This is a genomic window from Actinospica sp., assembly GCF_035552695.1.
Lineage (GTDB): Bacteria > Actinomycetota > Actinomycetes > Streptomycetales > Catenulisporaceae > Actinospica.
On record NZ_DASZKT010000007.1, the window covers coordinates 86,350 to 112,054 of the forward strand.

A 25,705-nucleotide genomic window follows, 5' to 3' on the forward strand; every position below is an offset into this window, starting at 1 on the left:
CCGCGACGCCCGGCCGTCTTCACGAAAACAGTCGAGGAAAATGACAGTCGCTGCGAAGACGAAGACACAGGCGTTCGTGCCTGGACCAGGCGGATTCGCCACGTCCGTGCCGCTGGCCCGGCCCGCGGCCCCGCTCGGCCGGAACTTCCCCGTCCCCCGGCCGAGCGCGGGTCTGCGCATGCACGGCGAGTATCAGGGCTCGGGGTTCACCGAGCCCAAGTACATAGCCCGGCGCGGCGACGGCCAGGTGGTGCAGCTTTCCCGGCTGCTGCACCTGGTCGCCGGCGCGGTCGACGGGCAGCGGGACACCGAGGGCATCTCACACCGGGTCAGCGCGCGCTTCGGCCGCGAGGTGAGCGAGGAGAACGTCCACTTCCTGATCGACCAGAAGCTGATCCCACTGGGCGTCATCGTGCCCTGGAACCAGCAGCACGACGAGGTCGAGGCGCCCGCCTCCGACCTGCTGCTCGCGCTCAAGGGCCACCGCGTGCTGCTCGGCGAGCGGCGGGTCAACCGGATCGGCGGCGCGCTCGCCTGGCTGCACCGGCCGCCGATCGTCGCGCTCATGCTGCTCGCGGCGGTGGCGATGGACGTGTGGCTGTTCGGCTTCCACGGCGCGATCGCCCCGGTCCTCGGGGTGCTCAACCAACCCGTGCTGATGCTCGCGGTCTTCGGCCTGACGGTCGCGTCGCTGGTGTTCCACGAACTCGGCCACGCGTCGGCGTGCCGATACGGCGGGGCCAGACCCGGGTGCATCGGGTGCGGGCTCTACCTGATCTGGCCGTCGATGTACACCGAGGTCACGGACGTCTACCGGATCAGCCGCGGCGGCCGGATCCGCACGGATCTCGGCGGGGTCTACTTCAACGTCGTGTTCATGCTGCTGCTGACCGGCTGCTATCTGCTGACCGGTCAGACGTTCCTGCTGAGCGCGGTCTACCTCGGCCATTTCGAGGTGCTCGAGCAGCTCATGCCGGCGGTACGGCTCGACGGGTACTACATCCTCGGCGACCTCGCGGGCGTCCCCGACCTGTTCGGCAAGATCAGGCCGATTCTGCGCAGCGTGATCCCCGGTCGTCCGACGCCGCCGGAAGTCAGGGATCTGAAGCGCTCGGCACGCGTCATCGTCACCGTCTGGGTGCTGGCGATGGTGCCGCTGATTCTCGGCGACCTGGGCTACGCCCTGTGGAACCTGCCGCGGATCCTCACGACCGGCGCGAGGTCGCTGACCGAGCAACTGGCCGGTACCGGTTCGGCGTTCGTGCACGGCCAGATCGCGGCCGGCCTGGTGGGCGTGATCGGCAGCCTGATGCTCGTCTGTCCGCTCGCGGGCATGGCGTACCTCTCGGTGCGGCTGTGCGGCCGACTGATGCGCACGCTGGGACGGATCAGCGAGGGCAACACGAAGCTGCAGGTCGGGATCGGCGCGGCGGGTGCCGTGCTGGTCGGCGGGCTCTGCTTCGCCTGGGTCGTCGGGCTGACGCCCAAGCCGCTGCCGCAGACGGCGCCGATCGTGCCGATCCTGCAGCCCGGCGTCCCCACCGAAGTCGGGGCGACGGCGGCACCGACGTCGGGCGCGGCGACGGCCGGCAAGGCGTCTCCGAGCGCTCTGCCCAACCCGCATCACAGCCCGACGGCGACCGCGAAGAGCAGCGGCGGCGCGGGAGCCGGCGGTGCCGCCGCCACCAGCCCGGCCGCGTCGACTACCGCCAACAAGAACGCACCGGCCGCGTCGGCTTCGAGTACCGCGGCGGGAAGCCCGTCGCCGTCCGCGACGCCTTCGTCCGGCGGCACGTCGCCAACGCCCTCGTCGTCCGCGACAGCCACTCCGACGAATTCGGCGACAACTTCGACCACGTCCGCCGCGCCCAGCGGATCCGCTACCTGAAGGAGAACCATGGCATCCCCGTACCAGCACGAATACGACCAGTCCCGTCCCCATTCGCATCGCAGAGGCAGCCGTCGGATATCGGGCGCGCGCCGGATGATCCGCATCGGCGTACTGACGACGGCCGCGCTCGGCACAGTCGGGACGGTCGCCGGGATCGCGCAGGCGGTCACGGTCGGGGACGGCTACTCGACGGAGAACGGCGGAGTCGCGATCGCGAACAACACGACGTTCGCGCTCAGCGACGCGCAGGATCAGACGTCGTTCAAGGACTCGTTCACGATCCACCAGTACGGCGAGGTGCACGGCGCCTACCTGCGCAACGACGCGACCGCCGAATCGGTCGCCTGCTCGCCCGACGCGCCGTGCCGCGCGGTCTCGCTGTCCTTCCAGATCGTCACCATGGCGGGCACGGACATCCACCTCAACGCGGTCAATCTCAGCAATGCCGAGAACGTGCACTGCGCGGGATGCCAGACGGTCGCCGGCGCCTACCAGTTCGTCGTCGACACTCCCGCCGCGTTCACGCTGAACGCGTCGGCCAGAGCGCAGCTCAACGCGATCCACCACGAACTCAATGCCCTGAGCAATTCCACGCTGTCGGCCGACCAGGTCCAGTCGCAGGCGGACGCGCTGGCCATGAAGGTCGCGGCGATCCTGAAGAACGCCGCGGCGACGTCACCCGAGAGCCCGGTTCGCCGTCCACTGACGGCGTCAACGCTCAACGGCCCCACGGTCACCGTCTACAAGGACTTCCAGCACCACTGAGGCTTTTCACCAACCTGCTCGCGAGCCGTCCGCGCTGAGCGATCACCCCGATCGCTCAGCGCGGCGCACCGAATTTCGCGACGTAATGCCAGACGTACTTGAGTGCCTGCGGGTCGTGTATGCCTGCCGCGGCGGCTTCGCCGATGACTCGCGGGTCGAGCCAGCCGTCGACGGCGATGCGCTGGCCGAGTTCGACGATCTCCGGGCCGCGGAAGTCCGGGTGCGTGGCCATCGCCTCGACGCGCAGCAGGAATCCCCGGTGCCACTCGACCGGGCACGGCAGCAACTCCGCGGCGACCTCGACGTCCGTACCTCGGTAGCAGGGGTCGAGGACGAGGCCCTCCACGTCGCCGTCTATCCGCACGGGGCCGTGGACGTGCGCCTCGATGTAGTCGTCGAGGTTGTGGCGCGGCACGTCGGCCGACGCGATCGCGATCAGGCCCATGCGACGCGCGGTGCCGAAGTCGCGCGGTTCGGCGGCGCTGTCCGGGTAGCAGTACGTCGCGCGGGCCGCGGCCCCGGCGGTCAGCCGGAAGTGTGCGGAGCCGAACCGCGGCGCGGCGCCGGACGGCCGCCCGCGGAAGTTCAGGCCGCCGTAGACGGGACGGAATCTCGGCTCGGCCTCGTCGTACGCGCCGCCGAAGATGCGGCTTTCCCAGTTCCAGCGGTCGCCGCCGGGGTACGCGGTCAGTCCGCCGTTGCTCGTGCCGGTGACGAATTGCGAGCTGTAGACGCGTTCGCGGGCCAGCGACGCGAGGACCGGCGCTCCGCCGGAAGCGCTCGACACACGATCCGGGTGGAAGTTGAGTGTGACACGCAGCGCGGGATCGAGCGCGGGGCCGGACGCGAGCGGATCGACGTGGGCGATGGCGCGGGCGAAGAGGTTCACGGGCTCAGTCAGGTCGGTCAGATCAGGGCCAGCCCGAGGCCGGCGCCGGCGGCGAGCAGGCCCGCCGCGATGCTTCCCGCGATATTGCCCACGGCGCCGACCAGCGAGCCCTCCTCCGCCAACCGGATCGTCTCGACGTTGAACGTGGAGAACGTCGTGTATCCGCCGCAGATGCCGGTGCCGAGGACGCTGACGACGTGCGCGGACAGGCCGTGGTGCAGTGCGAGTCCGGTGACCAGGCCGAGGATGAAGGAGCCGGATACGTTGATCACCCACGTGCCCCAGGGGAACGCGGACTCGAACTTCTGCGCCACGGCCTGGTCGACCAGATAGCGCGCGAGGGCGCCGAGGGCCGCCGCGAGGCCGACGAGGGCTGCCAACAGCATCAGGAACTCCGCCCCACGTACCGGATGACCTCGACGTCGTCGATGATGACCAGCCCTTCCGTGACCAGCTCGTCGAGCTGCGGCAGGAAGGCGTCGATGCGCTCGCGCTCGTCCACGACGATGATCGCGACCGGCAGGTCCTGGGACAGGCTGAGGAAACGCGTCGTGTGAATGTGACTGCTCGCGCCGAAGCCCTCGATGCCGCGCATCACGGTCGCGCCCGCCAGCCCGGCGTGGTGCGCGCGATGCACGATCTCCGTGTACAGCGGGTGGTGGTGGAACTGGTCGCTCTCGCCGACGAAGATCGTCAGCCGACGCGCGGGTCCGGTGAGCCTCATCTCAGCGCCTCCGATTCGCTCGGCTCCGAGTGCTGTTCCGGGACGGACATGGCCGCCCGGCGACGGTTGCGGTACGCGATCACCGCGCGGCCGACGACCAGGCCCAGGGCCGTGGCCGCGAGTCCGGCGAACAGGGAGCCGAAGACGTCGGCCGCCGCGATCCCGTAGCGTCCGGCCGAGATGAGCCTGTCGGTGTCGACCATCCAGGTCGAGAACGTCGTGTACGCGCCGCAGAACCCCGTGCAGAACAGTGGCCTGATGTACTTCGTCGGCGGCCAGACCTCGAGGATCAGCATCAGCAGCAGCGCGAGGATGAAGGATCCGGAGATGTTGATCGCGAAGGTCGTCGCCGGAAAGGCGGCGCGGCCCGTGGGGAACGCGAGGCCGAGGAGGTAGCGCGCCTCCCCGCCGAGGAAGCCGCCGAGCGCGATCGCGGCGAGCACCCGCGGGTCCTGCCGGCGCCGGCGCGGGCGAGCGGCGAACGGGTGTCCGTCGGCTTCGGAGGCCATAGCGACAGCGTATAGGCTCAACGACCGTGAAGATTCTGGTCATCGGCGGCGGCGGCCGCGAGCACGCCATCTGCGTCGCCCTCAGCAAGGACGAGTCCGTCACCGCCCTGCACTGCGCGCCGGGCAACCCGGGCACCGCCCAGGTCGCACAGCCGCATCAGGTGGACGCGCTCGACCCGGGCGCGGTGACCGCGCTGGCCGTGGAACTGGGCGTGGACCTGGTCGTGGTCGGACCCGAGGCGCCGCTGGTGGCCGGGGTGGCGGACGCGGTGCGCGCGGCCGGGATCGCCTGCTTCGGCCCGTCGAAGGCGGCCGCGCAGCTCGAGGGCTCGAAGGCCTTCTCGAAGGACGTGATGGCCGCGGCCGGGGTGCCGACCGCCGAATCCTTCGTCTGCACGACCCTCGACGAAGCCGAGCACGCGCTGGACGCCTTCGGCCCGACGTACGTCGTGAAGGACGACGCGCTGGCCGCGGGCAAGGGCGTCGTCGTCACCGATGACCGCGATGCCGCGCTGGCCCACGTGCGCGAGTGCGTCTCCCGGCCCGGCGGCGGACGCGTCGTGATCGAGGCCTTCCTGGACGGTCCCGAGGTCTCGCTGTTCGCGATCACCGACGGCCGGACCGTGCTGCCGCTGCAGCCCGCGCAGGACTTCAAGCGGATCGGCGACGGCGACTCCGGTCCGAACACCGGCGGCATGGGCGCCTACTCGCCGCTGGACTGGGCTCCGGCCGGGCTGGTCGACGAGGTGATGGAGCGGGTGCTGCAGCCGACCGTGGACGAGCTGCGCCGCCGCGGCACCCCGTTCGCCGGGCTGCTCTACGCCGGACTCGCGCTGACCGGCCGCGGCACCCGCGTCATCGAGTTCAACGCGCGCTTCGGCGATCCGGAGGCGCAGGTCGTGCTGCCGCTGCTGAAGACCCCGCTGGCCGGCGTGCTGCTCCGCGCGGCCACCGGCACGCTCGCCGACCAGGAGCCGCTGAGCTGGAGCGAGGGAGCCGCGGTCACCGTCGTGCTCGCCTCCGACGGCTATCCGGCGAAGTCGCGCAGCGGCGACGTCATCCGCGGCGTACGCGCGGCCGAGATGCTCTCCGCGCCGACCGGCGGTTCGGTGACGGTGTACCAGGCCGGGACCGCGCACAATGCCGAGGACGAGCTCGTCACGGCCGGCGGCCGGGTGCTCGCGGTGACCGGGCACGCCCGGGACCTGGCCAGGGCGCGCAAGCTGGCCTACGCGGGCGTCACCGAGATCGCCTTCGACGGTGCCCAGCACCGCACCGACATCGCCGCCGCCGCACTCGCCGGGGGCGTGCGCGCGGCCGACGCGTAGGCTCTTCAGTCACTCATATGAGCGCATCCCGGGCCTTCCCGGGTGCCACGGCGCGCTGACCGGCGCTACAGTCCGGAATTGAGGGGACTCCTTCGGTCCCGTCGTGGAGCGTTTCGGGAGCGGGTGAACGCCGGTGGGCGGCGTCACAGACCAGCCGGCGCGGCTGGCCAGGGCGATCCTGCGGATCGGGGCCCTGGCCGTCGCCTTCTGGCTGCTGTCGGCGGCCGGGTGCGCGGTACTCGCCGCGTGGCTGCTGCCGGGCTACGCCGCGGTCGCCGGGGTGGTCGTGCTGCTCGGCTTCGCCGCGGTGCCGGTCTGGCGCTTCCATCGGATAGCCCCGCCCGTCTCGGAGACGGTTGCGCTGGAGAGCTCGGACCGCAGCGAGCTCGCGCTGATCGTCCGGCAGATCTCGGCCGCCCTCGGCGTGCCGACGCCCGCGGCGATAGAACTCTCCCCGGACTGCGACGCCTGGCTCGAGCCCCGGGTCGGCGGTCCGGTGCTGGTGATCGGGACGCCCTTCCTGTGGTGGCTGCGGGTGAGCGAGCTGCGCGGGCTGCTGGCGCCGGTGATCGCGGGCCTGGAGGCGGCGCACGACCCGGCCGTCGTCCGGGCCCGTCGCGTCGTACGGCGCCTGGACTGCGCCCAGCGGCAGGGCTGCGGGCCGTGGCCGCGCGGCGTGGTGGCGTGGGTGGCGGAGTTCTGTCGGAACAAGGCCGAGGGCATGGAGCGGGTGATCGCGGCGAACGCCTCGCAGCGCGCCCGGATCGTGGAACCGGCCGGCCGGGTGTACGCGCACGAGCAGGTGGGGCTGGTCGCGGCGGCCTGGGACCGGCTGCTGACCCGGCTGGCGTACCCGGCGTGGGACGCGGGCTACACGCCGAGCGCGCTGAACGCCGCGCTCGTGGCCGCGCTGGTCGAGCTCGGCGAGCGGGACCGGGTGGGCGTCGGTCTCGCGGACCGGCTGAGCGAGCGGCCCGGCTGCGATCTGCTGGACGAGCCGGGGGAGATGGACCGGGCCGTGTCGGCGATCGTCCCGATCGTCTACCAGAGCCAGCCGGTCGACGAGTTGCTCGATTGGAGCGACTACACGCGGCTGGTCGCGGAGCCGATCCTGCGCGGGGCGGCGGCCGCGGCGCCGGACCATCCGCTGGTCGCCAAGACCAGGGCCCTGCTGCTCGCCCCCGCCCCCAGTACGACGATCGCACCGATCCACGAGCCCGGTGACGCCGAACTCCCGGCCGGGCTGCGCGCCGTGCTGCAGTGCGGGCTGGTGGACCTGGGCTGCGCGACGTTCGCGGTGGACTGGCTGGACGGCGTCGTGCTGCACGACCGGGCCGGGCTGACGGTGCCGGTCGACGAGATCGTGCACGCCCTGGTGGACTACTCCGACTTCACCCCGCTGCGGGACTGGCTGTCCTACGCGGCCCGGCTGTGACCGCCGATAGGATCGTGGGTGGCGGGCCAGGTCTGTCCCGCTGAGTCTTTTCCGAAGGAGCGATCCGCCGTGATCGGACGGTACACACTTCCGGACATGGGCCGAGTCTGGTCCGAGGCCCACAAGTACGAACTGTGGTGCCAGGTCGAAACCCTGGTGATGGAGGCGCACGCGGCGGCCGGAGTCGTCCCCGCCGACGCCCTCGAAGCGGTGCGCAAGGCGCCCGCGCCCACCCCTGAGGCGGTCGCCGAGATCGAGGCCGTCACCCAGCACGACGTCATCGCGTTCCTCAGCGCCTGGGCGGACAACACCGAGCCGCGCGAGGCGGCCGCGTTCGTGCACTTCGGCATGACCTCCTCCGACCTGCTCGACACGGCCCTCGCGCTGCAACTGGTCGAGGCCACGGACCTGCTGCTGACCAAGGCCGACCGGCTCGTCGCCGTACTCCGGGACCACGCCCTCGCGCACCGGAACACCCTGCGCGTGGGGCGTACCCACGGCATCCACGGGGAGCCGGACGTGTGGGGCCACCGGGTGGCCGACTTCGCCTACGGCGTCGCGCGCTCCCGGGACCGGATCCGGCGCGCCCGCGAGGCCGTCGGCGTGATGGCGATCTCCGGCTCGGTGGGCACGTACTCGAACATCGACCCCGCGGTCGAGCAGTACGTCGCGCAGAAGCTGAACCTGAAGGCGGCGGACGTCTCCACTCAGGTCGTGCTGCGCGACGGGATCTCCGAGTGGGTCGGCTCGCTGGCGATCATGGCGACGGTGCTCGAGGCGATCTCGCTCGAGGTGCGGCACGGACAGCGGACCGAGGTCAGGGAGCTGTCCGAGCCCTTCGGGAAGGGCCAGAAGGGCTCCTCCGCGATGCCGCACAAGAAGAACCCGATCATCTCGGAGCGGATCGCGGGCATGGCGCGGATCGTGCGCGCGGAGATCGTGCCGGTGATGGAGGGCATCCCGCTGTGGCACGAGCGGGACATCTCGCACTCCTCGACCGAGCGGATCGCGCTGCCGGACGCCTCGATCGCGCTGGACTATCTGCTGAACCTGACGATCCGGCTGGTCGACGGCCTGGTCGTGCACGAGGACCGGATGCTCGCCAACCTGGAGTCCACCGGCGGGCTGATCTACACGTCCACGGTGCTGCTCGAACTGGTGGAGATGGGCCTGGAGCGGGACACCCAGGCCTACCCGCTGACCCAGCGCGCGGCGATGCGGACCTGGGAGACCGGCCGGCCCTTCCGCGAGACGCTGCGCGAGGAGGCCGCTGCGGCCGGCCTGGAGATCGACGAGAAGCGGCTGGACGAGGTCTGCCGCCCGGAGCGCTTCGTCGAGCGGCTCGACGGGATGTTCGCGAAGCTGGCGGAGCTGAGGTGAGCGCCGCGACCGCGGCCATCGCCGACATCCCCGGCGTGCGCCACCTCGGCTCGGGCAAGGTGCGCGAGCTGTACGAGGTGGACGGGAAGCTGCTGCTCGTCGCCTCGGATCGGATCTCCGCGTACGACTACGTGCTCGAGTCGCCGATCCCGGACAAGGGCAAGATCCTCACCCAGTTGAGCCTCTGGTGGTTCGGGCAGCTGACCGACCTGGTGCCGAACCACCTGGTCACGACCGATCCGGCGATGTTCCCCGTGGAACTTCGCGATCACAAGGACTTGCTATCCGGCCGTTCCATGCTGTGCGAGCGCCTCTCGATGATCGAGATCGAATGCGTCGCGCGCGGCTACCTGACCGGCTCCGGGCTCAGCGAGTACGACGAGCGCGGGACCGCCTGCGGCATCGCCCTGCCGCCCGGGCTGGTGGACGGATCACGGCTCGCCGAACCGATTTTCACACCGGCGGCCAAGGCGGCGGTCGGCGAGCACGACGAGAACATCGACTTCGCCGAGACCGTGCGCCGGGTCGGGTCCGATCTCGCGAACGAGATCCGCGAGCTGACGATCGCGATCTACCGCAGGGCGCACGAGATCGCGGCCGGGCGCGGCATCATCCTCGCCGACACCAAATTCGAGTTCGGACAGCGCGCCGACGGCACGGTGGTGCTCGCCGACGAGGTGCTCACCCCGGACTCCTCGCGCTTCTGGCCCGCCGACCTGTGGGAGCCGGGCCACCCGCAGCCCTCGTACGACAAGCAGTACGTGCGCGACTGGCTCACCGGGCCCGAGTCGGGCTGGGACCGGAAGTCCGGCGAGTTCCCGCCGCCGCTGCCCGAGGACGTGGTCGAGCGGACGCGGGCGCGGTACGTCGAGGCGTACGAGAAGCTGACCGGCAGCAAGTTCGAATAACCGCAGCTCAGCGCGGTACGGGCGGGGGCACTGCTCCCGCCCGGGTACCCTTGGAGGTACCGCCAACAGCGATCACACGCGGACGTGTGTGGTCACGACACCGGGAGCGTTCATGGCACGCGTCGTGGTAGACGTCATGCTGAAGCCGGAGATCCTCGACCCGCAAGGTCAGGCAGTCAATCGCGCGTTGCCGCGCCTGGGCTTCGACGGGGTCGTCGACGTCCGCCAGGGCAAGCGCTTCGAGGTGGAACTGGAGGGGCCGGCCGACGAGGCCGCGCTCGCCCAGGTCCGCGAGATGGCCGAGAAGCTGCTGGCCAACACCGTGATCGAGGAATACCGAGTGCGGGTGGAGAACTGATGTCGGTGCGCATCGGCGTCGTCACCTTCCCGGGCACCCAGGACGATACGGACGCGCTGCGCGCCGCCCGCGTCGTCGGCGCCGAGCCGGTCGCGCTCTGGCATCGCGACCCCTCGCTGCACGGGGTGGACGCGGTGATCCTGCCGGGCGGCTTCTCGTACGGCGACTACCTGCGCGCCGGCGCCATCGCCCGCTTCTCTCCGGTGATGGAGGCCGTGATCGCGGCCGCGCGCGAGGGCCTGCCGGTGCTCGGCATCTGCAACGGCTTCCAGATCCTGTGCGAATCGCACCTGCTGCCCGGCGCGCTGATCCGCAACGCGGGCACGCTCTTCGTCAACCGGGACGTGAAGCTGCGCGTCGAGTCGACCTCGACGGCGTGGACCTCGGACTACTCGGTCGGCCAGCAGATCGTGATCCCGATCAAGAACGGCGAGGGCAAGTTCGCCGCGGACGAGAAGACGCTGGACGAGCTCGAGGCCGAGGGCCGCGTGATCGCCCGGTACCTGGACAACCCCAACGGGTCGGCGCGCGATATCGCGGGGATCGCGAACGCGGCGGGCAACGTCGTCGGCCTGATGCCGCACCCGGAGCACGCCATCGAGGAGCTGACGGGCCCGTACCCCGGCCCGGCCACCGACGGCCTGCCCTTCTTCACGTCTCTCCTGAAGCAGTTGGTGAACGCCTGATGACCGAGAACAAGTACCAGGTGGACACCGTCGAGCGCGCGACGCAGACCCCTGAGGTCGAGCAGCCGTACGCCGCGCTCGGCGTGAAGGACGACGAGTACGCGCGCATCCGGGAGATCCTGGGCCGCCGCCCGACCGCGCCCGAGCTGGCCATGTACTCGGTGATGTGGTCGGAGCACTGCTCCTACAAGTCCTCGAAGGTGCACCTCAAGCAGTTCGGCGACAAGGCCCCGGAGGTCGACTTCCTGCTCGTCGGCCCGGGCGAGAACGCGGGCGTGGTGGACGTCGGCGGGGACCTGGCCGTCACCTTCAAGATCGAGTCGCACAACCACCCGTCCTACGTCGAGCCCTATCAGGGTGCCGCGACCGGGGTCGGCGGCATCGTGCGCGACATCCTCACGATGGGCGCCCGGCCGGTGGCCGTGCTCGACCCGCTGCGCTTCGGCCCGGCGGACGCCGCCGACACGCACCGGGTGCTGCCCGGCGTGGTGCGCGGCATCGGCGGGTACGGCAACTCGCTCGGCCTGCCGAACATCGGTGGCGAGGTCGTCTTCGATGCCTGCTACTCCGGCAACCCGCTGGTGAACGCGCTGTCCGTGGGCGTGCTCAAGAAGAGCGAGATCAAGCTGGCGAAGGCCGACGGCCCGGGCAACCGGGTCGTGCTGTTCGGCGCGCGCACCGGCGGCGACGGCATCGGCGGCGCCTCGGTGCTGGCGAGCGCGACCTTCGACGAGGACAAGCCCTCCAAGCGGCCGAGCGTCCAGGTGGGCGACCCGTTCATGGAGAAGGTGCTCATCGAGTGCTGCCTGGAGATCTACGCCGAGGACCTGGTCACCGGCATCCAGGACCTCGGCGCGGCCGGCCTGTCCTGCGCGACCACCGAGCTCGCGGCCGCGGGCACCGGCGGCATGGACGTGCAGCTGGACCTGGCCCCGCTGCGTGACGCGACGCTCGTTCCCGAGGAGATCCTCATGAGCGAGTCGCAGGAACGCATGATGGCGGTGGTGACGCCGGAGAAGCTGCCGCGGTTCTTCGCGATCTGCGAGAAGTGGGACGTGATCGCGACGGTCATCGGCACGGTCACCGACACCGGCCGGCTCCGGATGACCTGGCACGGCGAGACGATCGTCGATGTCGACCCGCGCACGCTCGCTCATCAGGGCCCTGTCTACGAGCGTCCGTACCACCGGCCGTCCTGGCAGGACTCGCTGCAGGCCGACGTGCCGGACTCGGCGCGGCTCGAGCGTCCGAAGAGCGGCGAGCAGCTTCGCGAGACGGTGCTGCGGATGATCGCCAGCCCCAACCTCGCGGACAAGACCTGGGTGCTTGAACAGTACGACCACCGCGTGCGCGGCAACACGATCCTGGCGCACGGCGAGGACTCCGGGATGCTGCGGCTGTCCGAGGGCGGCGACTCGGAGACCGGTGGTCTCGGCATCGCGCTGTCCACGGACGGAAACGGCCGCTACACCAAGCTCGACCCGTACACCGGCGCGCAGCTCGCGCTCGCCGAGGCGTACCGGAACGTCGCCGCGACCGGCGCGAATCCGCTCGCGGTCACCGACTGCCTGAACTTCGGCTCCCCCGAGGACCCCGAGGTGATGTGGCAGTTCGCCGAGGCCTGCCGTGGTCTCGCGGACGCGTGCCTGGAGCTGGGCACTCCGGTGACCGGAGGCAACGTCTCCTTCTACAACCAGACCGGCGCGGAGGCGATCCACCCGACCCCGATCGTGGGCGTGCTCGGCGTGATCGACGACGTGGCCCGGCGCACCAGGAGCGCCTTCGAGACCGAGGGCGAGATCCTGCTGCTGGTCGGCGAGACGCGCGACGAGTTCGGCGGCAGCGAGTGGGCGCACGTGGTGCACGGCCACCTCGGCGGCCTCCCGCCGAAGCTGGACCTGGAGCGCGAGCGGCAGCTGGCCGAGATCCTGATCGCGGGCTCCCGGGACGGCATGCTCTCGGCCGCGCACGACCTGTCCGACGGCGGCCTGATCCAGGCGATCGCGGAGTCCTGCCTGCGCGGCGGGCACGGCGCCCGCGTCGTGCTGCCGAGCGAGCTCGACCCCTTCGTCGCGCTGTTCTCCGAGTCGGCCGGGCGCGCCGTCGTCGCGGTGCCGCGCAGCGAGGAGAAGCGGTTCACCGACATGTGCAACTTCCGGAACGTCCCGGTGGTGCGCATCGGCGTCGTGGACGGCGACGAGCTCGACGTGCAGGACCAGTTCGCCATCCCGCTCGGCGAGCTGCGCGAGGCGTGGACCGGCACCTTCCCGAAGCTGTTCGGCTGACCGGAAGCGGAAGCCGGATGGATCGCAAGGAGCTCGCCGCCGCGGTCAAGGAATCAGTACGCGCATTCGCGCAGAAGGTTCCCGGCCGCAGCGTCGAGCTCCGCGTCCCGCCCTTCGTCGCCGTGCAGTGCGTCGAGGGCCCCCGCCACACCCGCGGCACCCCGCCCAACATCGTCGAGACCGACGCCGCCACCTGGCTCGCCCTCGCCGACGGTTCGTTGGCGTGGGCCGACGCCATCGCCGACGGCCGGATCTCCGCCTCGGGGCCGCGCAGCGACCTAAGTGCGTATCTGCCTCTATAGTCGAGTATTGCCTCTCCTGAGAGGGGTCATGCTCTCACCGTGAAGGACAACTTCGGTGACGGGAGCCCGGTGGCCTCCGCCGCCGCGGGCGTCCCGGTGCCGCACACGTACCTGAAGCCCGGAACGTTGTACACGATCACCACGACGGCCATCGACAGCGAGGGCAGCAGCGCCACCAGGACGGTTTATTTCTCCACCGCCGGATCCGACTACACCGCCTACGGACCGACTCGCATCCTCGACACGCGCAAGGGGCTCGGCGCTGTCGGCCCGCTCAGATCCGGCGTGCCCGTCTCGCTGAAGATCGCGGGCAACGGCGCCATTCCGTCGACGGCCAGCGCGTACGCGGCGAACCTGACCATCACCGCCCCGACCGGCAGCGGTCTGATCATCGCCTACCCGACCGGCTCGACGAGGCCGGCCACGTCCAACCTCAACTACTCCAAGGGCCAGACCATCGCCGGCCTGTCCCAGGTCCCCGCCGATGGTTCCGGCGATTTCACCCTCTACAACCAGGAGTCCGCCGGCACCGTCCAGATGATCGCGGACATCTTCGGGTACTACACGAGCTACTGAGCCGAGATCCGAGTTCATCTCGGTCAGGTGAAGGCTACGGCCCCCGATCTGTCTCAACGGCTGATCGGGGGCCGTCGGCCATGACGTAGACTGGACGCGTGAAGCGCCCAGACGGACGACTGACCGACGACATACTCCCCGACGAAGAAAAGCACCCGCAGGACGCCTGTGGAGTGTTCGGCGTTTGGGCTCCCGGGGAAGAGGTCGCCAAGCTGGCCTACTTCGGGCTCTACGCGCTGCAGCACCGGGGGCAGGAGTCGGCGGGGATCGCGGCCTCGAACGGCTCGCAGATCCTGGTGTACAAGGACATGGGTCTGGTCTCGCAGGTCTTCGACGAGGAGACGCTCGGCACGCTGCGCGGGCATCTGGCCGTCGGGCACACCCGCTACTCGACCACCGGGTCCTCCGTCTGGGAGAACGCGCAGCCCACCTTCCGGGCCACGTCGCACGGGGCGATAGCGCTGGGGCACAACGGAAACCTGACCAACACGGCCGAGCTGGTCGAGCTGGTCGGCGCCGCCCGGGCGAACGGCGAGGTGCTGGGCAAGGACCGCGGCGCCAGCTCCGACAGCGACATGATGACCGACCTGCTGGCCAGCCGCTCCGAGCTCAGCCTCGAGGACGCGGCGCTGCAGGTGCTGCCCCGACTGCGCGGCGCCTTCTCGCTCGTGTTCATGGACGAGACCACGCTCTACGCCGCGCGCGATCCGCAGGGCATCCGGCCGCTCGTGCTCGGCCGCCTGGACCGCGGCTGGGTCGTCGCGAGCGAGAGCGCCGCGCTGGACATCGTCGGCGCCTCGTTCATCCGGGAGATCGAGCCGGGCGAGCTCGTCGTCATCGACGAGGACGGCCTGCGCTCGCAGCGCTGGGCCCCGGCCGAGCCCAAGGGCTGCATCTTCGAGTACGTCTACCTGGCCCGCCCGGACACCAGCATCGCCGGACGCTCGGTCAACGCCTCGCGGCTGGCGATGGGCCGCCGCCTGGCGATCGAGCACCCGGTCGAGGCCGACCTCGTCATCCCGACGCCGGAGTCCGGCACCCCCGCGGCGATCGGCTACGCGGAGCAGTCCGGCATAGCGTTCGGGCACGGCCTGGTCAAGAACGCGTACGTCGGCCGCACCTTCATCCAGCCCAGCCAGACGATCCGGCAGCTCGGCATCCGGCTCAAGCTGAACCCGCTGCGCGAGGTCATCGAGGGCAAGCGGCTGATCGTGGTCGACGACTCCATCGTGCGCGGCAACACGCAGCGGGCGCTGGTCCGGATGCTGCGCGAGGCCGGAGCGCGCGAGGTGCACGTGCGGATCTCCTCGCCGCCGGTGAAGTGGCCGTGCTTCTACGGCATCGACTTCGCCACCCGGGCCGAGCTGATCGCCAACGGCCTCTCGGTCGAGGAGATCGCGCACTCGCTCGGCGCCGACTCGCTCGGCTACATCTCGATCGACGGCATGATCGAGGCGACCACGATTCCGGCGGACCGGCTGTGCCGGGCGTGCTTTGACGGGGTCTACCCGGTCGAGCTGCCCGACCCGGAGCGGCTGGGCAAGCATCTGCTGGAGATCCCGACCGACGTGGCCGCGTCGCTCAGCCACCCCTGAAAGGCTTGTCTGTGAACACGTACGCTGCCGCTGGCGTTGATATCGAAGCCGGTGACCGCGCGGTCGAGCTCATGAAGCAGTGGGTGGCGAAGGCCTCCCGGCCCGAGGTGCTCGGCGGGCTCGGCGGCTTCGCCGGGCTGTTCGACGCAAGTGCGCTGACCCGCTACCGCAGGCCGCTGCTGGCCACCTCGACCGACGGCGTCGGCACGAAGGTCGCGCTGGCGCAGAAGCTGGACGTACATCACACCATCGGCTTCGACCTCGTCGGCATGGTCGTCGACGACCTCGTGGTCTGCGGGGCCGAGCCGCTGTTCATGACGGACTACGTGTGCATCGGCAAGGTCGTGCCGGAGACGGTCGCGGCGATCGTCCGGGGCATCGCGGAGGCGTGCGCCGAGGCGGGCTGCGCGCTGATCGGCGGCGAGACGGCCGAGCACCCGGGGCTGCTCGCGCCGGGCGAGTACGACGTGGCCGGCGCGGCCACCGGCGTCGTCGAGGCGGACGAACTGCTCGGTCCTGACCGGGTCCGGGCCGGTGACGCGGTGCTGGCCATCGCCTCCTCGGGCCTGCACTCGAACGGATACTCGCTCGTCCGGCACGTGCTGCTGAAGCAGGCCGGCTGGGAACTCGGCCGGCAGGTGCCGGAGTTCGGCCGGACGCTCGGCGAGGAGTTGCTGGAGCCGACGAAGGTCTACGCGAAGGCCTGCCTGGAGCTCGCGCGCCGAGTCGAGATCCACACGTACGCGCACGTCACGGGTGGCGGCCTGGCGGCGAACCTGGCGCGGGTGATCCCGGCCGGTCTGCACGCACGGCTCGAGCGCTCGACCTGGACGCCGCCCGCCGTGTTCCAGACCGTCGGCGAGGTCGGTTCGATCGAGCGCGGCGAACTGGAGCGCACGCTGAACATGGGTGTCGGCATGGTCGCCGTGCTCCCGGCGGAGCAGGCGGAGTCGGCACTGCGCGCGCTGGACGAGCTCGGCCTGCGGGCCTGGTCGCTGGGCAGTGTGGCAGCGGCGACCGACCCGAAGGCACCCGGCTCGGCGGCCCTGGTCGGCGACTACGCCGGCTGAGCGCCGACGCCGCCGGAGAGCCCCGCGGCCATCGCGGCTTGTGCCGGACAACGGCCCGCGGAAGCCCGACGACCGATCCAGGCGGGTCCGGGCACGCCCGTACGCAAGCCAAGGAAGGGCAGGCGGAGCGGCTGTCAGCCCTCCTACCTGCCCTTACTCAGCTTGGGTCAACGATGAGGAAACGAGTCGTCCTCGTCATCCTCTTCGTCCTCATCCTCTTCGGCGTCCTCGGCATAATCCGCGTAGTCCGCATAGCGGTCATCGAGGTCATGGTCGCTGGAACCATTGCTCCTCGATGGCGGATCACTGACGCCCAGCTCCGACCGCAGACGGTCAAGATCACCGGCCGGCTGGTACTTCAGCTGGCGAGCGACCTTGGTCTGCTTGGCCTTGGCCCGGCCGCGCCCCATGGCTCGACCCCCTCAACGACGGGGCGTTCGCACAACCCCGGGTCTCGACAACGATCAACGACACAGTCACTGACGTGACCGATGCCTCACGTGGGGATCGCTGGACCGGTCACACAGCTAAAGGTACCTGGTTCCGCGCCGAAGCGGTACGGCAGGGGGCCGAAAACCTCTCCACCGCGGGGACTCGATACCTCGGTTGAGGATACATCCCCATCGCGCGGATGGTCGATTCCGACGCCCGCGTGCCGCCCGCTTCGGCGCGCAATCTGCGCGTTCAGGCCGCCGGGGGCTAGCCAGGAAGCAGGATGCCGCGCAGCCGGGAGACGTCGCGCATCCGCTCCTCGGCGAGTCGGTCGGCGGTGGCCGCCGGGGGCACGCCGTCGGACTTCGAGCGGCGCAGGATCTCGAGCGTGGTGTCGTAGATCCGGGCGGCGCGCGCCTTGGCCCGCTCGAAGCTGAATCCGCCGTCGCCCAGGTGCGCGGCCTCGTCGCCCACCTGGATCACGCCGCCCGCGTTCACCAGGTAGTCCGGGGCGTAGAGCACGCCGCGCTCGGCCAGGATCTTGTCCAGGCCGGGATGTGCCAACTGGTTGTTGGCCGCGCCGCAGACCACGGCCGCGCGGAGCGTCTCGACGACCGCGTCGTCCAGCGCGCCGCCGAGCGCGCACGGCGCGTAGACGTCCAGGTCGACGGCGAGCAGTTCCTCGGTGGAGCCGACGACGCGCACCTCGGGGTGATGCGCGCGCACCCAGTCGAGCGCGCCGGCGTTGACGTCCGTCACCACGATCTCGGCCCGTTCCTCGGTCAGGTGCCCGATCAGGTGCCGGCCGACCTTGCCGATCCCGGCGATGCCCACCCGGCGCCCGGTCAGCTCGTCCGCGCCCCAGCGGTCGCGGGCGCAGGCACGCATCGCCTGGTAGACGCCGAACGCGGTGAGGATCGAGGAGTCGCCGGCGCCGCCGTTCTCCGGGGAGCGCCCGGTCACGTACGCGCACTCGCGGGCCACCACGTCCATGTCGGCGACGTAGGTGCCGACGTCGCACGCGGTCAGATAGCGCCCGTGCAGCGACTGGACGAAGCGGCCGTAGGCGCGCAGCAGCGCCTCGCTCTTGTCCTTCGCCGGATCGCCGATGATCACGGCCTTGCCACCGCCGAGGTCGAGGCCGGCGAGCGCGTTCTTGTAGGCCATCCCGCGGGCCAGGTTCAGCACGTCCTCGAGGGCCGCGGCCTCGGACGCGTAGGGGTAGAAGCGGGTGCCGCCGAGGGAGGGGCCGAGTGCGGTGGAGTGGATGGCGATGATCGCGCGCAGGCCGCTGGGCTCGTCGTGGCAGTAGACGATCTGCTCGGGTCCGCCGGGCGCGAAGTGGGAGTCGGTGCTCATGTCTGAAGGGGTCTCCTCATCGAGACGTGCCGATGCTCGTTGCTTCGGATTCAGGGGGTCGGGGGTCTCCCGATCGTCCCTGGGTAAAGGGTAGATCCTCGGAGCGGCCGCGGCCGCGGCGGGTTCATTCACAGGTCTTCCGTTCTCCGCCAAGATCCAATATGGTTCGGTTTCACGTGGGTACAGTGGACCTGTCTGCTTAGCGCCGCACCGCCCGCCGCGCCCGGTTAGGACCGGGCGCATGACGAAAAGTCACCATGCCGCCACTGTCCGCAAATGGGCGGCTCGCGCGGATCGTCCGCTTCCAGCGATTTGCCTCTTCTATGTATCGATTTCATAGAGTTCGCGGCCAAGCGGCTCCGGATGGTGTACTTCTAGTTCTTGAACGACAAGCCGTTCGTCCGATTACCGGCACGCCCGACCTTGTACCTGACGGCATGACGGACCATCGGGGAGGATCCAGTCGATCCGGCCCGCAGCCGGGCCGGGCACCATGGAGATGGAGGAAGCCGCTCATGACCGCGCGCACGCCCGACGCTGAGCCGCTGCTGACCCCGGCCGAGGTGGCCACGATGTTCCGAGTGGACCCGAAGACGGTCACCCGGTGGGCCAAGGCCGGCAAGCTCACGTCTATCCGCACTCTGGGCGGGCACCGCCGGTACCGGGAGGCCGAGGTGCGGGCCCTGCTCGCCGGCATCCCGGCGCAGCGGGAGGCCTGATCCGCTCCGGCGCACCCGGACGGACACGGCAGCGAGACCAGCAGTACCCGCAGGACCAGGCAGTACCCGGAAGTATCGGAAAACCGCACTACCCACGACGGTCACCGGTTCGGACCCGGCGGCCGCGACGCGTCGCCGCACCGACGCCATCTGGACCCAAGCACGGCCCGCCCCTCGCCGGGGGCGGGCCGTCACGTGCTTTCCGGGCCTGTCGCGCAGCACCCGGGCGAAACGGGCGAATCGCGGCTAACATCGAGGTGAGGGGCGAATGAGGCCTCGAAGACCGATCTCGAGCAGCACGCCCGCGGCCGGAAGGATCCCGACGGCAGATGAAGATCACCCACATAGCGCTGGAGCGGCTGCGGCTGCCCCTGGACCCGCCGTTCCAGGCCGCCTGGGAGCCGGAGCCGTGGCAGGGATTCGAGACCACGCTGGTGCGCGTGCACACGGACGAGGGCATCACCGGCGTGGCCACGGCCGGTGACACGCTGGACGGCTTCGACACCCACCGGCAGCTGTTCCTCGGCACCGACCCCCTCGACATCGTCGCCCAGGTCCGCACGATCGAGGCGATCGGCCTGCGCGGCGCCGCGTACTGGTCGCTCGAGGCGGCGTGCTGGGACATCATCGGCCAGGTGACCGGCCAGCCGGTCTCGGTGCTCTTCGGCAACGCGGCCAAGCGGCTGCCCGCGTATGCGTCGACCGGCGAGCTGCGATCCCCGGCGGACCGCGCCGAATCCGCGTCGGCGCTGAAGGAACGCGGCTTCCGCGCGATGAAGATCCGGATGGACCGGACGCGGCTGCGCGAGGGCATCGAAGCAGTGCGGCGCACGCGCGAGGCGGTGGGCGACGAGTTCGAGATCATGGTGGACCTCGACCAGTCCTGGCAGGTCGCCGGCTCGGTCGCCGGCTCCGGCGGCGGAGAGCGCACGACGGACCTCGTGCGCACCAGAAAGCTCGTCGCGGAGCTCGGCGAGCTGGGCGTGTTCTGGGTCGAGAATCCGTTGCCCTATCCGGATCTCCCCGGCTACAAGCGACTGCGCGCCGACATCCCGCACGTGCGCATCGCGGCGGGCGGGCTGCACCGCTCCGTCCCGGAGCTGCTGCGCTCGCTGGAGCTGGACGCCCTCGACGTCTACCAGATGGACGTGGTGCAGGCCGTCGGCATGCTGCGTGCTCGCACCCTCGCCGAACTCGCGCTGCTCAAGCACCGTCACTACACCCCGCACACCTGGTCCGACGGCATCGCCCTGCTGGCGAACCTGCACGTCGCCGCGGGAATCGGCGGCGGCCCCTACTTCGAGTTCCCCTACGACCCGCCGACCTGGACCCCGCGGCGCCGCGACTTCATGCTCGCCGAGCCGCTGGATATCGACCCCGATGGGTTTCTGACCGTGCCCCAGACGCCGGGCCTCGGTATCGAGCTCGACGAGGATGCGGTGGCCGGCTACCGAGTGGACTAGGGAACCAGCGGAATCAGGCCAGCAGTTTCCTGATGCGCTTCTCGGAGACCGTCGTGGCGGTGCCGATCTGCTGGGCGAAGAGGCTGACGCGGAACTCCTCGATCAGCCAGCGCGCCTGGCGCAGTTCGGCGCCGGGGCGACGGCCCCGGGGGACGCGGGCGAGGGCGTCCTCGTATTCGCGCTGCAGCTGGGCGACCTTGGCCAGGTTCGTCTGGTCGCGGTAGGGGTCGTCGTTCATCTTGTCGAGGCGGTACGCGATCGCGCGCAGGTAGCGCGGCAGGTGGCGTAGCTGCTCGTAGCCGGTCGCGGAGATGAAGCCCTTGGGCAGCAGGTTCGCGAGCTGCGTCTTCACGTCGGTGAGCGAGGGGAGCAGCGCGAGGCTGGCCCTGCCCTTGAGCCGGCGGTCGAGTTCGTGGGCGGCGGCGAGGATGTCGGCGACGATGACGAGAGCGTTTTCCGCGGTCTCGGCGAGGTCGTTGCGCACCTTCTCACGCAGCACGGCGAAGTCGGCCTGGTCCCAGACCGGGCCGCCGTTCTCGTCCATCAGGTAGTCGGCGGCGCAGGCGACGCAGTCCTCGAACAGCAGCGGAACCGGACCGTAGGGGTTCGTGCCGAGAGCCAGCTTCTGCTTGTTGTCGAGCGCGGCCAGCATCGCCTTCACTGGCGAGGGGATGTTGAGCAGCAGCAGGCGGCGTACGCCGAGACGCATCGCGTCCGACTGCTCCTCCGGCGTGTCCAACAGCTTGAGCGCCACGGACTGGCCCTCGTCGACCAACGCCGGATACGCCTTCATCGCGACGCCGCGCTGGTGCTGCTCGTACACATGCGCGACGGGGCCGAAGTCCCAGGTCTTCAGGCCGGTGCGTTCGAGGTCGTCCGCGGCGGAGGACAGGGATTCGCGCAGCTGAGGCTTGAGGCGCTCCTTGAGCGCGACGAGGTCCTTGCCCTCGGCGACCGCTCGATTGCGCTCGTCGATGATGCGGAAGGTCATCGTCAGGTGCTCGGGCAGCCGGTCGAGGTCCCAGTCGGAACGGTCGAGATCGCGCGCGCCCATGCGGCGCATCTCGCGTTCCAGGCCGTCCAGCAACGATCCCTCGCGGGCCGGGAGTTTCTCGAGCAGTGCCTTCGCGTAGTTCGGCGCGGGGACGAAGCTGCGGCGGATCGGCTTGGGGAGTGAGCGGATCAGCTCGGTGACGAGTTCCTCGCGCAGGCCGGGGATCTGCCAGTCGAAGCCCTCCGGCTCGACCTGGTTGAGCACGGCCAACGGGATGTGCACGGTCACGCCGTCCGCGTCGGCTCCCGGCTCGAACTGGTACGTCAGCTTGAAGCGCAGCTTGCCCTGCCGCCAGACGTTCGGGTACTGCTCCTCGGTGACGGCCGCCGCGTTCTCGTTCACGAGCATGGAACGCTCGAAGGAGAGCAGGTCCGGCGCCTCCTGCCGAGCCTTCTTCCACCACGTATCGAAGTGCCGCGCCGAGGTGCATTCGGCTCCGACGCGCTGATCGTAGAAGTCGAACAGCGTCTCGTCGTCCACGACGATGCCGCGCCGCCGGGCGCGGTTCTCGAGCTCCTCGACCTCCTTGAGCAGCTTGCGGTTGTCGTGGAAGAACTGGTGCCGCGTCGTCCACTCGCCGTAGACCAGCGCGTGCCGGATGAACAGTTCGCGGCTGAGCTCGAGATCGATCTTGCCGTAGTGGATCTTGCGTTGCGAGACGATCGGGATGCCGTACAGCGTGACCTTTTCGTAGGCCAGCACGGATTCTTCAGCCTTTGACCAGTGCGGTTCGCTGTAGCTGCGCTTCACGAGGTGCTCGGCGAGCTCCTCGATCCACTCCGGCTCGATGCGTGCCGCGACGCGCCCCCACAGCCGCGACGTCTCCACCAGCTCGGCGGCCATGACCCAGCGCGGTGACTTCTTGAACAGCGATGAGCCGGGGAAGATGGCGAACCGCGCGTTGCGGGCGCCGAGGTATTCGCGCTTCTCCGAGTCGTACATGCCGAGGTGCGAGAGCAGCCCTGATAGCAGAGCTCTGTGCACAGCCTGTGGATGCGCTACAACAGAGTTGGGGACGACGTCGAGGTCGCGGATCGACTGCCGCAGTTGCGCATGCAGGTCCTGCCACTCGCGGATGCGCAGGTAGTGCAGGAACTCGTTCTTGCACAGCTTGCGGAACTGGTTCGAGGACAGCTCGTGCTGCTTCTCCTTGATGTAGTCCCAGAGCTTGAGGTACGTCAGGAAGTCCGACTGCGCTTCCTTGTCGATGAAGCGGGCATGGCTCTGCGAGGCCTGTGTCTGCTTGTCCACAGGACGCTCGCGCGGGTCCTGGATGGACAGCGCGGACGCGATGACCAGGACTTCGTTGAGGCAGCCGCCGCGATCGGCCTCGATGACCATGCGCGCGAGCCGCGGATCGACCGGGAGGCGGGCGAGCTTGCGGCCGACGGGAGTGAGATTGGGCCTCGCGTCGGGGGACGTGGGCTCGACCGCGCCGAGCTCGTGCAGCAGGTCGAGGCCGTCCTTGATGTTGCGCCGGTCCGGCGGCTCGAGGAACGGGAATCCGGCGATGTCGCCGAGCCCGATGTTCGTCATCTGCAGGATGACCGAGGCCAGGTTCGTGCGCAGGATCTCCGGCTCGGTGAACTCGGGCCGGGAGGTGAAATCGGCCTCGGCGTAGAGCCGGATGCACACGCCGTCCGACGTACGTCCGCAACGTCCCTTGCGCTGGTTCGCCGAGGCCTGCGATACGGGCTCGATCGGCAGCCGCTGCACCTTGAGCCGATGGCTGTAGCGGGAGATGCGCGCCGTGCCCGGGTCGATGACGTACTTGATGCCGGGCACGGTCAGCGAGGTCTCGGCGACGTTCGTGGCCAGCACGACGCGTCGCTCGCTGTGCGGCTGGAAGACGCGGTGCTGCTCGGCGCTGGACAGTCGCGCGTAGAGCGGGATGACCTCGGTGCGTCGCAGCTGCAGCTTGTTCAGTGCGTCGGCCGTGTCGCGGATCTCCCGCTCGCCGCTCAGGAACACGAGGATGTCGCCGTCGCCCTCGGCCTGGAGCTCGCCGACCGCGTCGCTGATCGCCTGCACCTGGTCGCGGTCCGGGTCGCCGTCCGGATCGTCGAGGTCGATGATGGGCCGGTAGCGCACCTCGACGGGATACGTGCGGCCGGAGACCTCGACGATCGGCGCGGGCTCTCCGCTCGGGGAGGCGAAATGCGCGGCGAAGCGCTCGGGGTCGATCGTCGCCGAGGTGATGATGACCTTGAGGTCGGGTCGGCGCGGAAGCAGTTGCCTGAGATAGCCGAGGATGAAGTCGATGTTGAGGCTGCGCTCGTGCGCCTCGTCGATGATGAGCGTGTCGTACTGCAGCAGGTCGCGGTCGTGCTGGAGCTCGGCGAGCAGAATGCCGTCGGTCATCAGCTTGACCAGGGTGTCCGAGCCGCCCTTGTCGGTGAACCGGACCTTGTAGCCGACGACGGCGCCGATCTCGGTCTTCAGCTCGTGCGCGATGCGTTCGGCCACCGTGCGCGCGGCGAGCCGGCGCGGCTGCGTGTGCCCGATGACGCCGCGGAGCCCGCGGCCGAGTTCCAGGCAGATCTTCGGGATCTGCGTCGTCTTCCCGGAGCCCGTCTCACCCGCGACGATCACGACCTGGTTGTCCCGGATCGCCGCGAGGATCTCCGCGCGCTTGGCGCTGACCGGCAGGTTCTCCGGATACTCGAGCGCGGGCACGGCCGCCCGCCGGGCCTCGAGCCGGGCTATGGCGGCGTCGATCTGCCCGGCGATCTCGGTCGCGATCGCCGCGGCGGCCTCCGGCTTGCGCACCCGGCGCGCCCCGTCGATCCGCCGGCGCAGCCGGGCCGCGTCGCGCGGGGCCAGTTCCGGCAGCCGGGAACGCAGGTCGTCCAGGGTGTTGGTGGGTCCATGAGCGCACATGACGGATCCAGCATAGGCGGCGCGCGGGGCGCGCCGCCTCAGGTTATCCGCCCCTTGCACATGAAAACGATTTTCACTAGCCTTAACGCCGTCCACCGGTTAAAATGATGTTCATTCTCAGCCTTTGGGGGCCTTCCGTGTCCAACCCCACCGCGTCGCGGCCGCGCAGACGCATCGTGGCCGGCCTCACCGCCCTCGGCGCGGTGACCGCGCTGGCCGCCTCGGCCTGCACGACGACCGCTCCCGGCGGCGCGTCGGTCTCCGCGTCCGGCGGCGGCAAGATCGTCGTGGTCGCCGCCGAGAACTTCTGGGGTTCGATCGCCGCGCAGCTCGGGGGATCGAAGGTGACCGAGAGCGCGATCATCACCAACCCGGACACCGACCCGCACTCCTACGAGGCGACCGCGTCAGACGCCCGGACGATCGCGGGCGCGCAGTTGTTCGTGCAGAACGGGATCGGCTACGACTCGTCCTGGGCACCCGGCCTGGTCTCGGCGAACCCGAACTCCGCGCGCACGGTGCTGACCGTCGGCGACGTGCTCGGGCTCAAGGACGGCGACAATCCGCACCAGTGGTACTCGCACGCCAGCGTGTACAAGGTCATCGACGCGGTCACGGCCGCGTACCAGAAGATCGACCCGGCCGACGCGTCGTACTTCGCGAGCCAGAAGACGACCTTCGAGGACAGCACGCTGGCCGAGTACAACCAGCTGGAGACCACGATCAAGTCGAAGTACGCCGGCACCCCGATCGGCGCCTCCGAGTCGATCGTCTCGCCGCTCGCCGACAGCCTCGGCCTTGACATGCTGACGCCGTACTCCTTCCTCAAGGACATCAGCGAGGGCACCGACCCGACGTCGGCGGACAAGGCGACCATCGATCAGCAGATCCAGGGCAAGCAGATCAAGGTCTACGTCTACAACTCGCAGAACTCCACGCCCGACATCCAGGCGCAGCTCAAGCTCGCCCAGCAGGAGGGCATCCCGGTGACGACGGTGACCGAGACGCTTTCTCCGGCGGGCGACAGCTTCCAGCAGTGGATGGTCGGCGAACTGCAGAACCTCCAGAAGGCGCTGGCCGAGGCGACAGGGCACTGA

The 25,705-nt window shown here is 70.1% G+C and carries 23 protein-coding genes; 16 read left to right on the plus strand and 7 right to left on the minus strand.

Going from position 1 to position 25,705, the window contains the following annotated elements; genetic code table 11:
* Positions 1-40: 40 nt before the first annotated feature.
* Together VG296_RS01240 and VG296_RS01245 are read left to right on the plus strand one after the other, a co-directional pair.
* Positions 41-1,888 (plus strand): hypothetical protein, encoded by a 1,848-nt coding sequence (locus VG296_RS01240; RefSeq protein WP_325562088.1) that lies wholly within the window; start codon positions 41-43, stop codon positions 1,886-1,888.
* A 9-nt stretch (positions 1,889-1,897) separates the two neighbouring features.
* Entirely contained in the window at positions 1,898-2,656 is a 759-nt protein-coding gene (locus VG296_RS01245; protein ID WP_325562090.1) for a hypothetical protein, read from the plus strand.
* A gap of 55 nt (positions 2,657-2,711) precedes the next feature.
* On the opposite strand, the gene VG296_RS01250 is transcribed toward VG296_RS01245, so the two are convergent.
* From VG296_RS01250 to crcB (VG296_RS01265), 4 genes are read right to left on the minus strand one after another with little or no spacing between them, the layout of a single operon-like run.
* Positions 2,712-3,545: a DUF3626 domain-containing protein gene (locus VG296_RS01250; protein WP_325562092.1), complete on the minus strand. Its 834-nt coding sequence runs from the start codon at positions 3,543-3,545 to the stop codon at positions 2,712-2,714.
* A gap of 17 nt (positions 3,546-3,562) precedes the next feature.
* On the minus strand, positions 3,563-3,931 hold the full coding sequence (gene crcB, locus VG296_RS01255) for a fluoride efflux transporter CrcB (protein WP_325562094.1): 369 nt from the start codon (positions 3,929-3,931) through the stop codon (positions 3,563-3,565).
* Positions 3,931-4,269: a DUF190 domain-containing protein gene (locus VG296_RS01260; protein ID WP_325562095.1), complete on the minus strand. Its 339-nt coding sequence runs from the start codon at positions 4,267-4,269 to the stop codon at positions 3,931-3,933. The genes crcB (VG296_RS01255) and VG296_RS01260 overlap by 1 nt, the downstream gene beginning before the upstream one ends.
* Positions 4,266-4,778 carry a fluoride efflux transporter CrcB gene (crcB, locus tag VG296_RS01265; protein ID WP_325562096.1) on the minus strand — a complete coding sequence of 171 codons (513 nt, stop codon included), beginning with the start codon at positions 4,776-4,778 and terminating at the stop codon, positions 4,266-4,268. Before crcB (VG296_RS01265) ends, VG296_RS01260 begins: the two co-directional genes overlap by 4 nt.
* Before the next feature lie 26 nt (positions 4,779-4,804).
* Between crcB (VG296_RS01265) and purD the strand changes: the two genes are divergently transcribed.
* From purD to purM, 11 genes are all read left to right on the plus strand, one after another.
* The gene (gene purD / locus VG296_RS01270) at positions 4,805-6,106 is read left to right on the plus strand and encodes a phosphoribosylamine--glycine ligase (protein WP_325562098.1); all 1,302 of its coding nucleotides are present in this window, start codon (positions 4,805-4,807) and stop codon (positions 6,104-6,106) included.
* A gap of 133 nt (positions 6,107-6,239) precedes the next feature.
* Positions 6,240-7,541 carry a hypothetical protein gene (locus VG296_RS01275; RefSeq protein WP_325562100.1) on the plus strand — a complete coding sequence of 434 codons (1,302 nt, stop codon included), beginning with the start codon at positions 6,240-6,242 and terminating at the stop codon, positions 7,539-7,541.
* A gap of 69 nt (positions 7,542-7,610) precedes the next feature.
* Positions 7,611-8,921: an adenylosuccinate lyase gene (gene purB, locus VG296_RS01280; RefSeq protein WP_325562102.1), complete on the plus strand. Its 1,311-nt coding sequence runs from the start codon at positions 7,611-7,613 to the stop codon at positions 8,919-8,921.
* A complete protein-coding gene (locus VG296_RS01285) occupies positions 8,918-9,829 on the plus strand; it encodes a phosphoribosylaminoimidazolesuccinocarboxamide synthase (protein ID WP_325562104.1) in 912 nt (303 codons plus the stop codon). Before purB ends, VG296_RS01285 begins: the two co-directional genes overlap by 4 nt.
* Positions 9,830-9,941: 112 nt before the next feature.
* Positions 9,942-10,187: a phosphoribosylformylglycinamidine synthase subunit PurS gene (gene purS / locus VG296_RS01290; RefSeq protein WP_325562106.1), complete on the plus strand. Its 246-nt coding sequence runs from the start codon at positions 9,942-9,944 to the stop codon at positions 10,185-10,187.
* Positions 10,187-10,873, plus strand: coding sequence for a phosphoribosylformylglycinamidine synthase subunit PurQ (purQ, locus tag VG296_RS01295; protein WP_325562108.1), 687 nt, complete (start codon positions 10,187-10,189; stop codon positions 10,871-10,873). Before purS ends, purQ begins: the two co-directional genes overlap by 1 nt.
* Positions 10,873-13,158, plus strand: coding sequence for a phosphoribosylformylglycinamidine synthase subunit PurL (purL, locus tag VG296_RS01300; RefSeq protein WP_325562110.1), 2,286 nt, complete (start codon positions 10,873-10,875; stop codon positions 13,156-13,158). The genes purQ and purL overlap by 1 nt, the downstream gene beginning before the upstream one ends.
* A complete protein-coding gene (locus VG296_RS01305) occupies positions 13,155-13,460 on the plus strand; it encodes a sterol carrier family protein (protein ID WP_349259420.1) in 306 nt (101 codons plus the stop codon). Before purL ends, VG296_RS01305 begins: the two co-directional genes overlap by 4 nt.
* A gap of 6 nt (positions 13,461-13,466) precedes the next feature.
* Positions 13,467-14,036 (plus strand): PKD domain-containing protein, encoded by a 570-nt coding sequence (locus tag VG296_RS01310; protein ID WP_325562157.1) that lies wholly within the window; start codon positions 13,467-13,469, stop codon positions 14,034-14,036.
* 98 nt (positions 14,037-14,134) lie between these two features.
* Positions 14,135-15,631: an amidophosphoribosyltransferase gene (gene purF, locus VG296_RS01315; protein ID WP_325562115.1), complete on the plus strand. Its 1,497-nt coding sequence runs from the start codon at positions 14,135-14,137 to the stop codon at positions 15,629-15,631.
* 71 nt (positions 15,632-15,702) lie between these two features.
* A complete protein-coding gene (gene purM, locus VG296_RS01320) occupies positions 15,703-16,701 on the plus strand; it encodes a phosphoribosylformylglycinamidine cyclo-ligase (RefSeq protein ID WP_414641040.1) in 999 nt (332 codons plus the stop codon).
* Between the two features lie 167 nt (positions 16,702-16,868).
* Here the strand turns inward: purM and VG296_RS01325 are convergent, their stop codons facing one another.
* The gene (locus VG296_RS01325; RefSeq protein WP_325562119.1) at positions 16,869-17,111 is read right to left on the minus strand and encodes a DUF3073 domain-containing protein; all 243 of its coding nucleotides are present in this window, start codon (positions 17,109-17,111) and stop codon (positions 16,869-16,871) included.
* A 289-nt stretch (positions 17,112-17,400) separates the two neighbouring features.
* Complete coding sequence (locus tag VG296_RS01330) at positions 17,401-18,492, minus strand: Glu/Leu/Phe/Val dehydrogenase (protein ID WP_325562121.1); 1,092 nt, start codon at positions 18,490-18,492, stop codon at positions 17,401-17,403.
* A gap of 515 nt (positions 18,493-19,007) precedes the next feature.
* Between VG296_RS01330 and bldC the strand changes: the two genes are divergently transcribed.
* Entirely contained in the window at positions 19,008-19,211 is a 204-nt protein-coding gene (gene bldC / locus VG296_RS01335) for a developmental transcriptional regulator BldC (RefSeq protein ID WP_212515899.1), read from the plus strand.
* A 329-nt stretch (positions 19,212-19,540) separates the two neighbouring features.
* A complete protein-coding gene (locus VG296_RS01340) occupies positions 19,541-20,674 on the plus strand; it encodes a mandelate racemase/muconate lactonizing enzyme family protein (RefSeq protein WP_325562126.1) in 1,134 nt (377 codons plus the stop codon).
* A gap of 13 nt (positions 20,675-20,687) precedes the next feature.
* Here VG296_RS01340 and hrpA read toward each other — a convergent pair whose 3' ends face one another.
* Positions 20,688-24,608: an ATP-dependent RNA helicase HrpA gene (hrpA, locus tag VG296_RS01345; RefSeq protein ID WP_325562128.1), complete on the minus strand. Its 3,921-nt coding sequence runs from the start codon at positions 24,606-24,608 to the stop codon at positions 20,688-20,690.
* Between the two features lie 137 nt (positions 24,609-24,745).
* Here hrpA and VG296_RS01350 point away from each other — a divergent pair, with 137 nt between their 5' ends.
* Positions 24,746-25,705: a metal ABC transporter solute-binding protein, Zn/Mn family gene (locus VG296_RS01350; RefSeq protein ID WP_325562130.1), complete on the plus strand. Its 960-nt coding sequence runs from the start codon at positions 24,746-24,748 to the stop codon at positions 25,703-25,705.

Coding starts and splice junctions, on each gene's coding strand:
- VG296_RS01330 (WP_325562121.1), bottom strand. CDS start 18,492: ATGAGCACCGACTCCCACTTCGCGCCCGGCGGACCCGAGCAGATCGTC.
- purS (WP_325562106.1), top strand. CDS start 9,942: ATGGCACGCGTCGTGGTAGACGTCATGCTGAAGCCGGAGATCCTCGAC.
- crcB (WP_325562096.1), bottom strand. CDS start 4,778: ATGGCCTCCGAAGCCGACGGACACCCGTTCGCCGCTCGCCCGCGCCGG.
- VG296_RS01260 (WP_325562095.1), bottom strand. CDS start 4,269: ATGAGGCTCACCGGACCCGCGCGTCGGCTGACGATCTTCGTCGGCGAG.
- VG296_RS01325 (WP_325562119.1), bottom strand. CDS start 17,111: ATGGGGCGCGGCCGGGCCAAGGCCAAGCAGACCAAGGTCGCTCGCCAG.
- purM (WP_414641040.1), top strand. CDS start 15,703: ATGAAGCAGTGGGTGGCGAAGGCCTCCCGGCCCGAGGTGCTCGGCGGG.
- purQ (WP_325562108.1), top strand. CDS start 10,187: ATGTCGGTGCGCATCGGCGTCGTCACCTTCCCGGGCACCCAGGACGAT.
- crcB (WP_325562094.1), bottom strand. CDS start 3,931: ATGCTGTTGGCAGCCCTCGTCGGCCTCGCGGCGGCCCTCGGCGCCCTC.
- purL (WP_325562110.1), top strand. CDS start 10,873: ATGACCGAGAACAAGTACCAGGTGGACACCGTCGAGCGCGCGACGCAG.
- VG296_RS01240 (WP_325562088.1), top strand. CDS start 41: ATGACAGTCGCTGCGAAGACGAAGACACAGGCGTTCGTGCCTGGACCA.
- VG296_RS01245 (WP_325562090.1), top strand. CDS start 1,898: ATGGCATCCCCGTACCAGCACGAATACGACCAGTCCCGTCCCCATTCG.
- hrpA (WP_325562128.1), bottom strand. CDS start 24,608: ATGTGCGCTCATGGACCCACCAACACCCTGGACGACCTGCGTTCCCGG.
- bldC (WP_212515899.1), top strand. CDS start 19,008: ATGACCGCGCGCACGCCCGACGCTGAGCCGCTGCTGACCCCGGCCGAG.
- VG296_RS01340 (WP_325562126.1), top strand. CDS start 19,541: ATGAAGATCACCCACATAGCGCTGGAGCGGCTGCGGCTGCCCCTGGAC.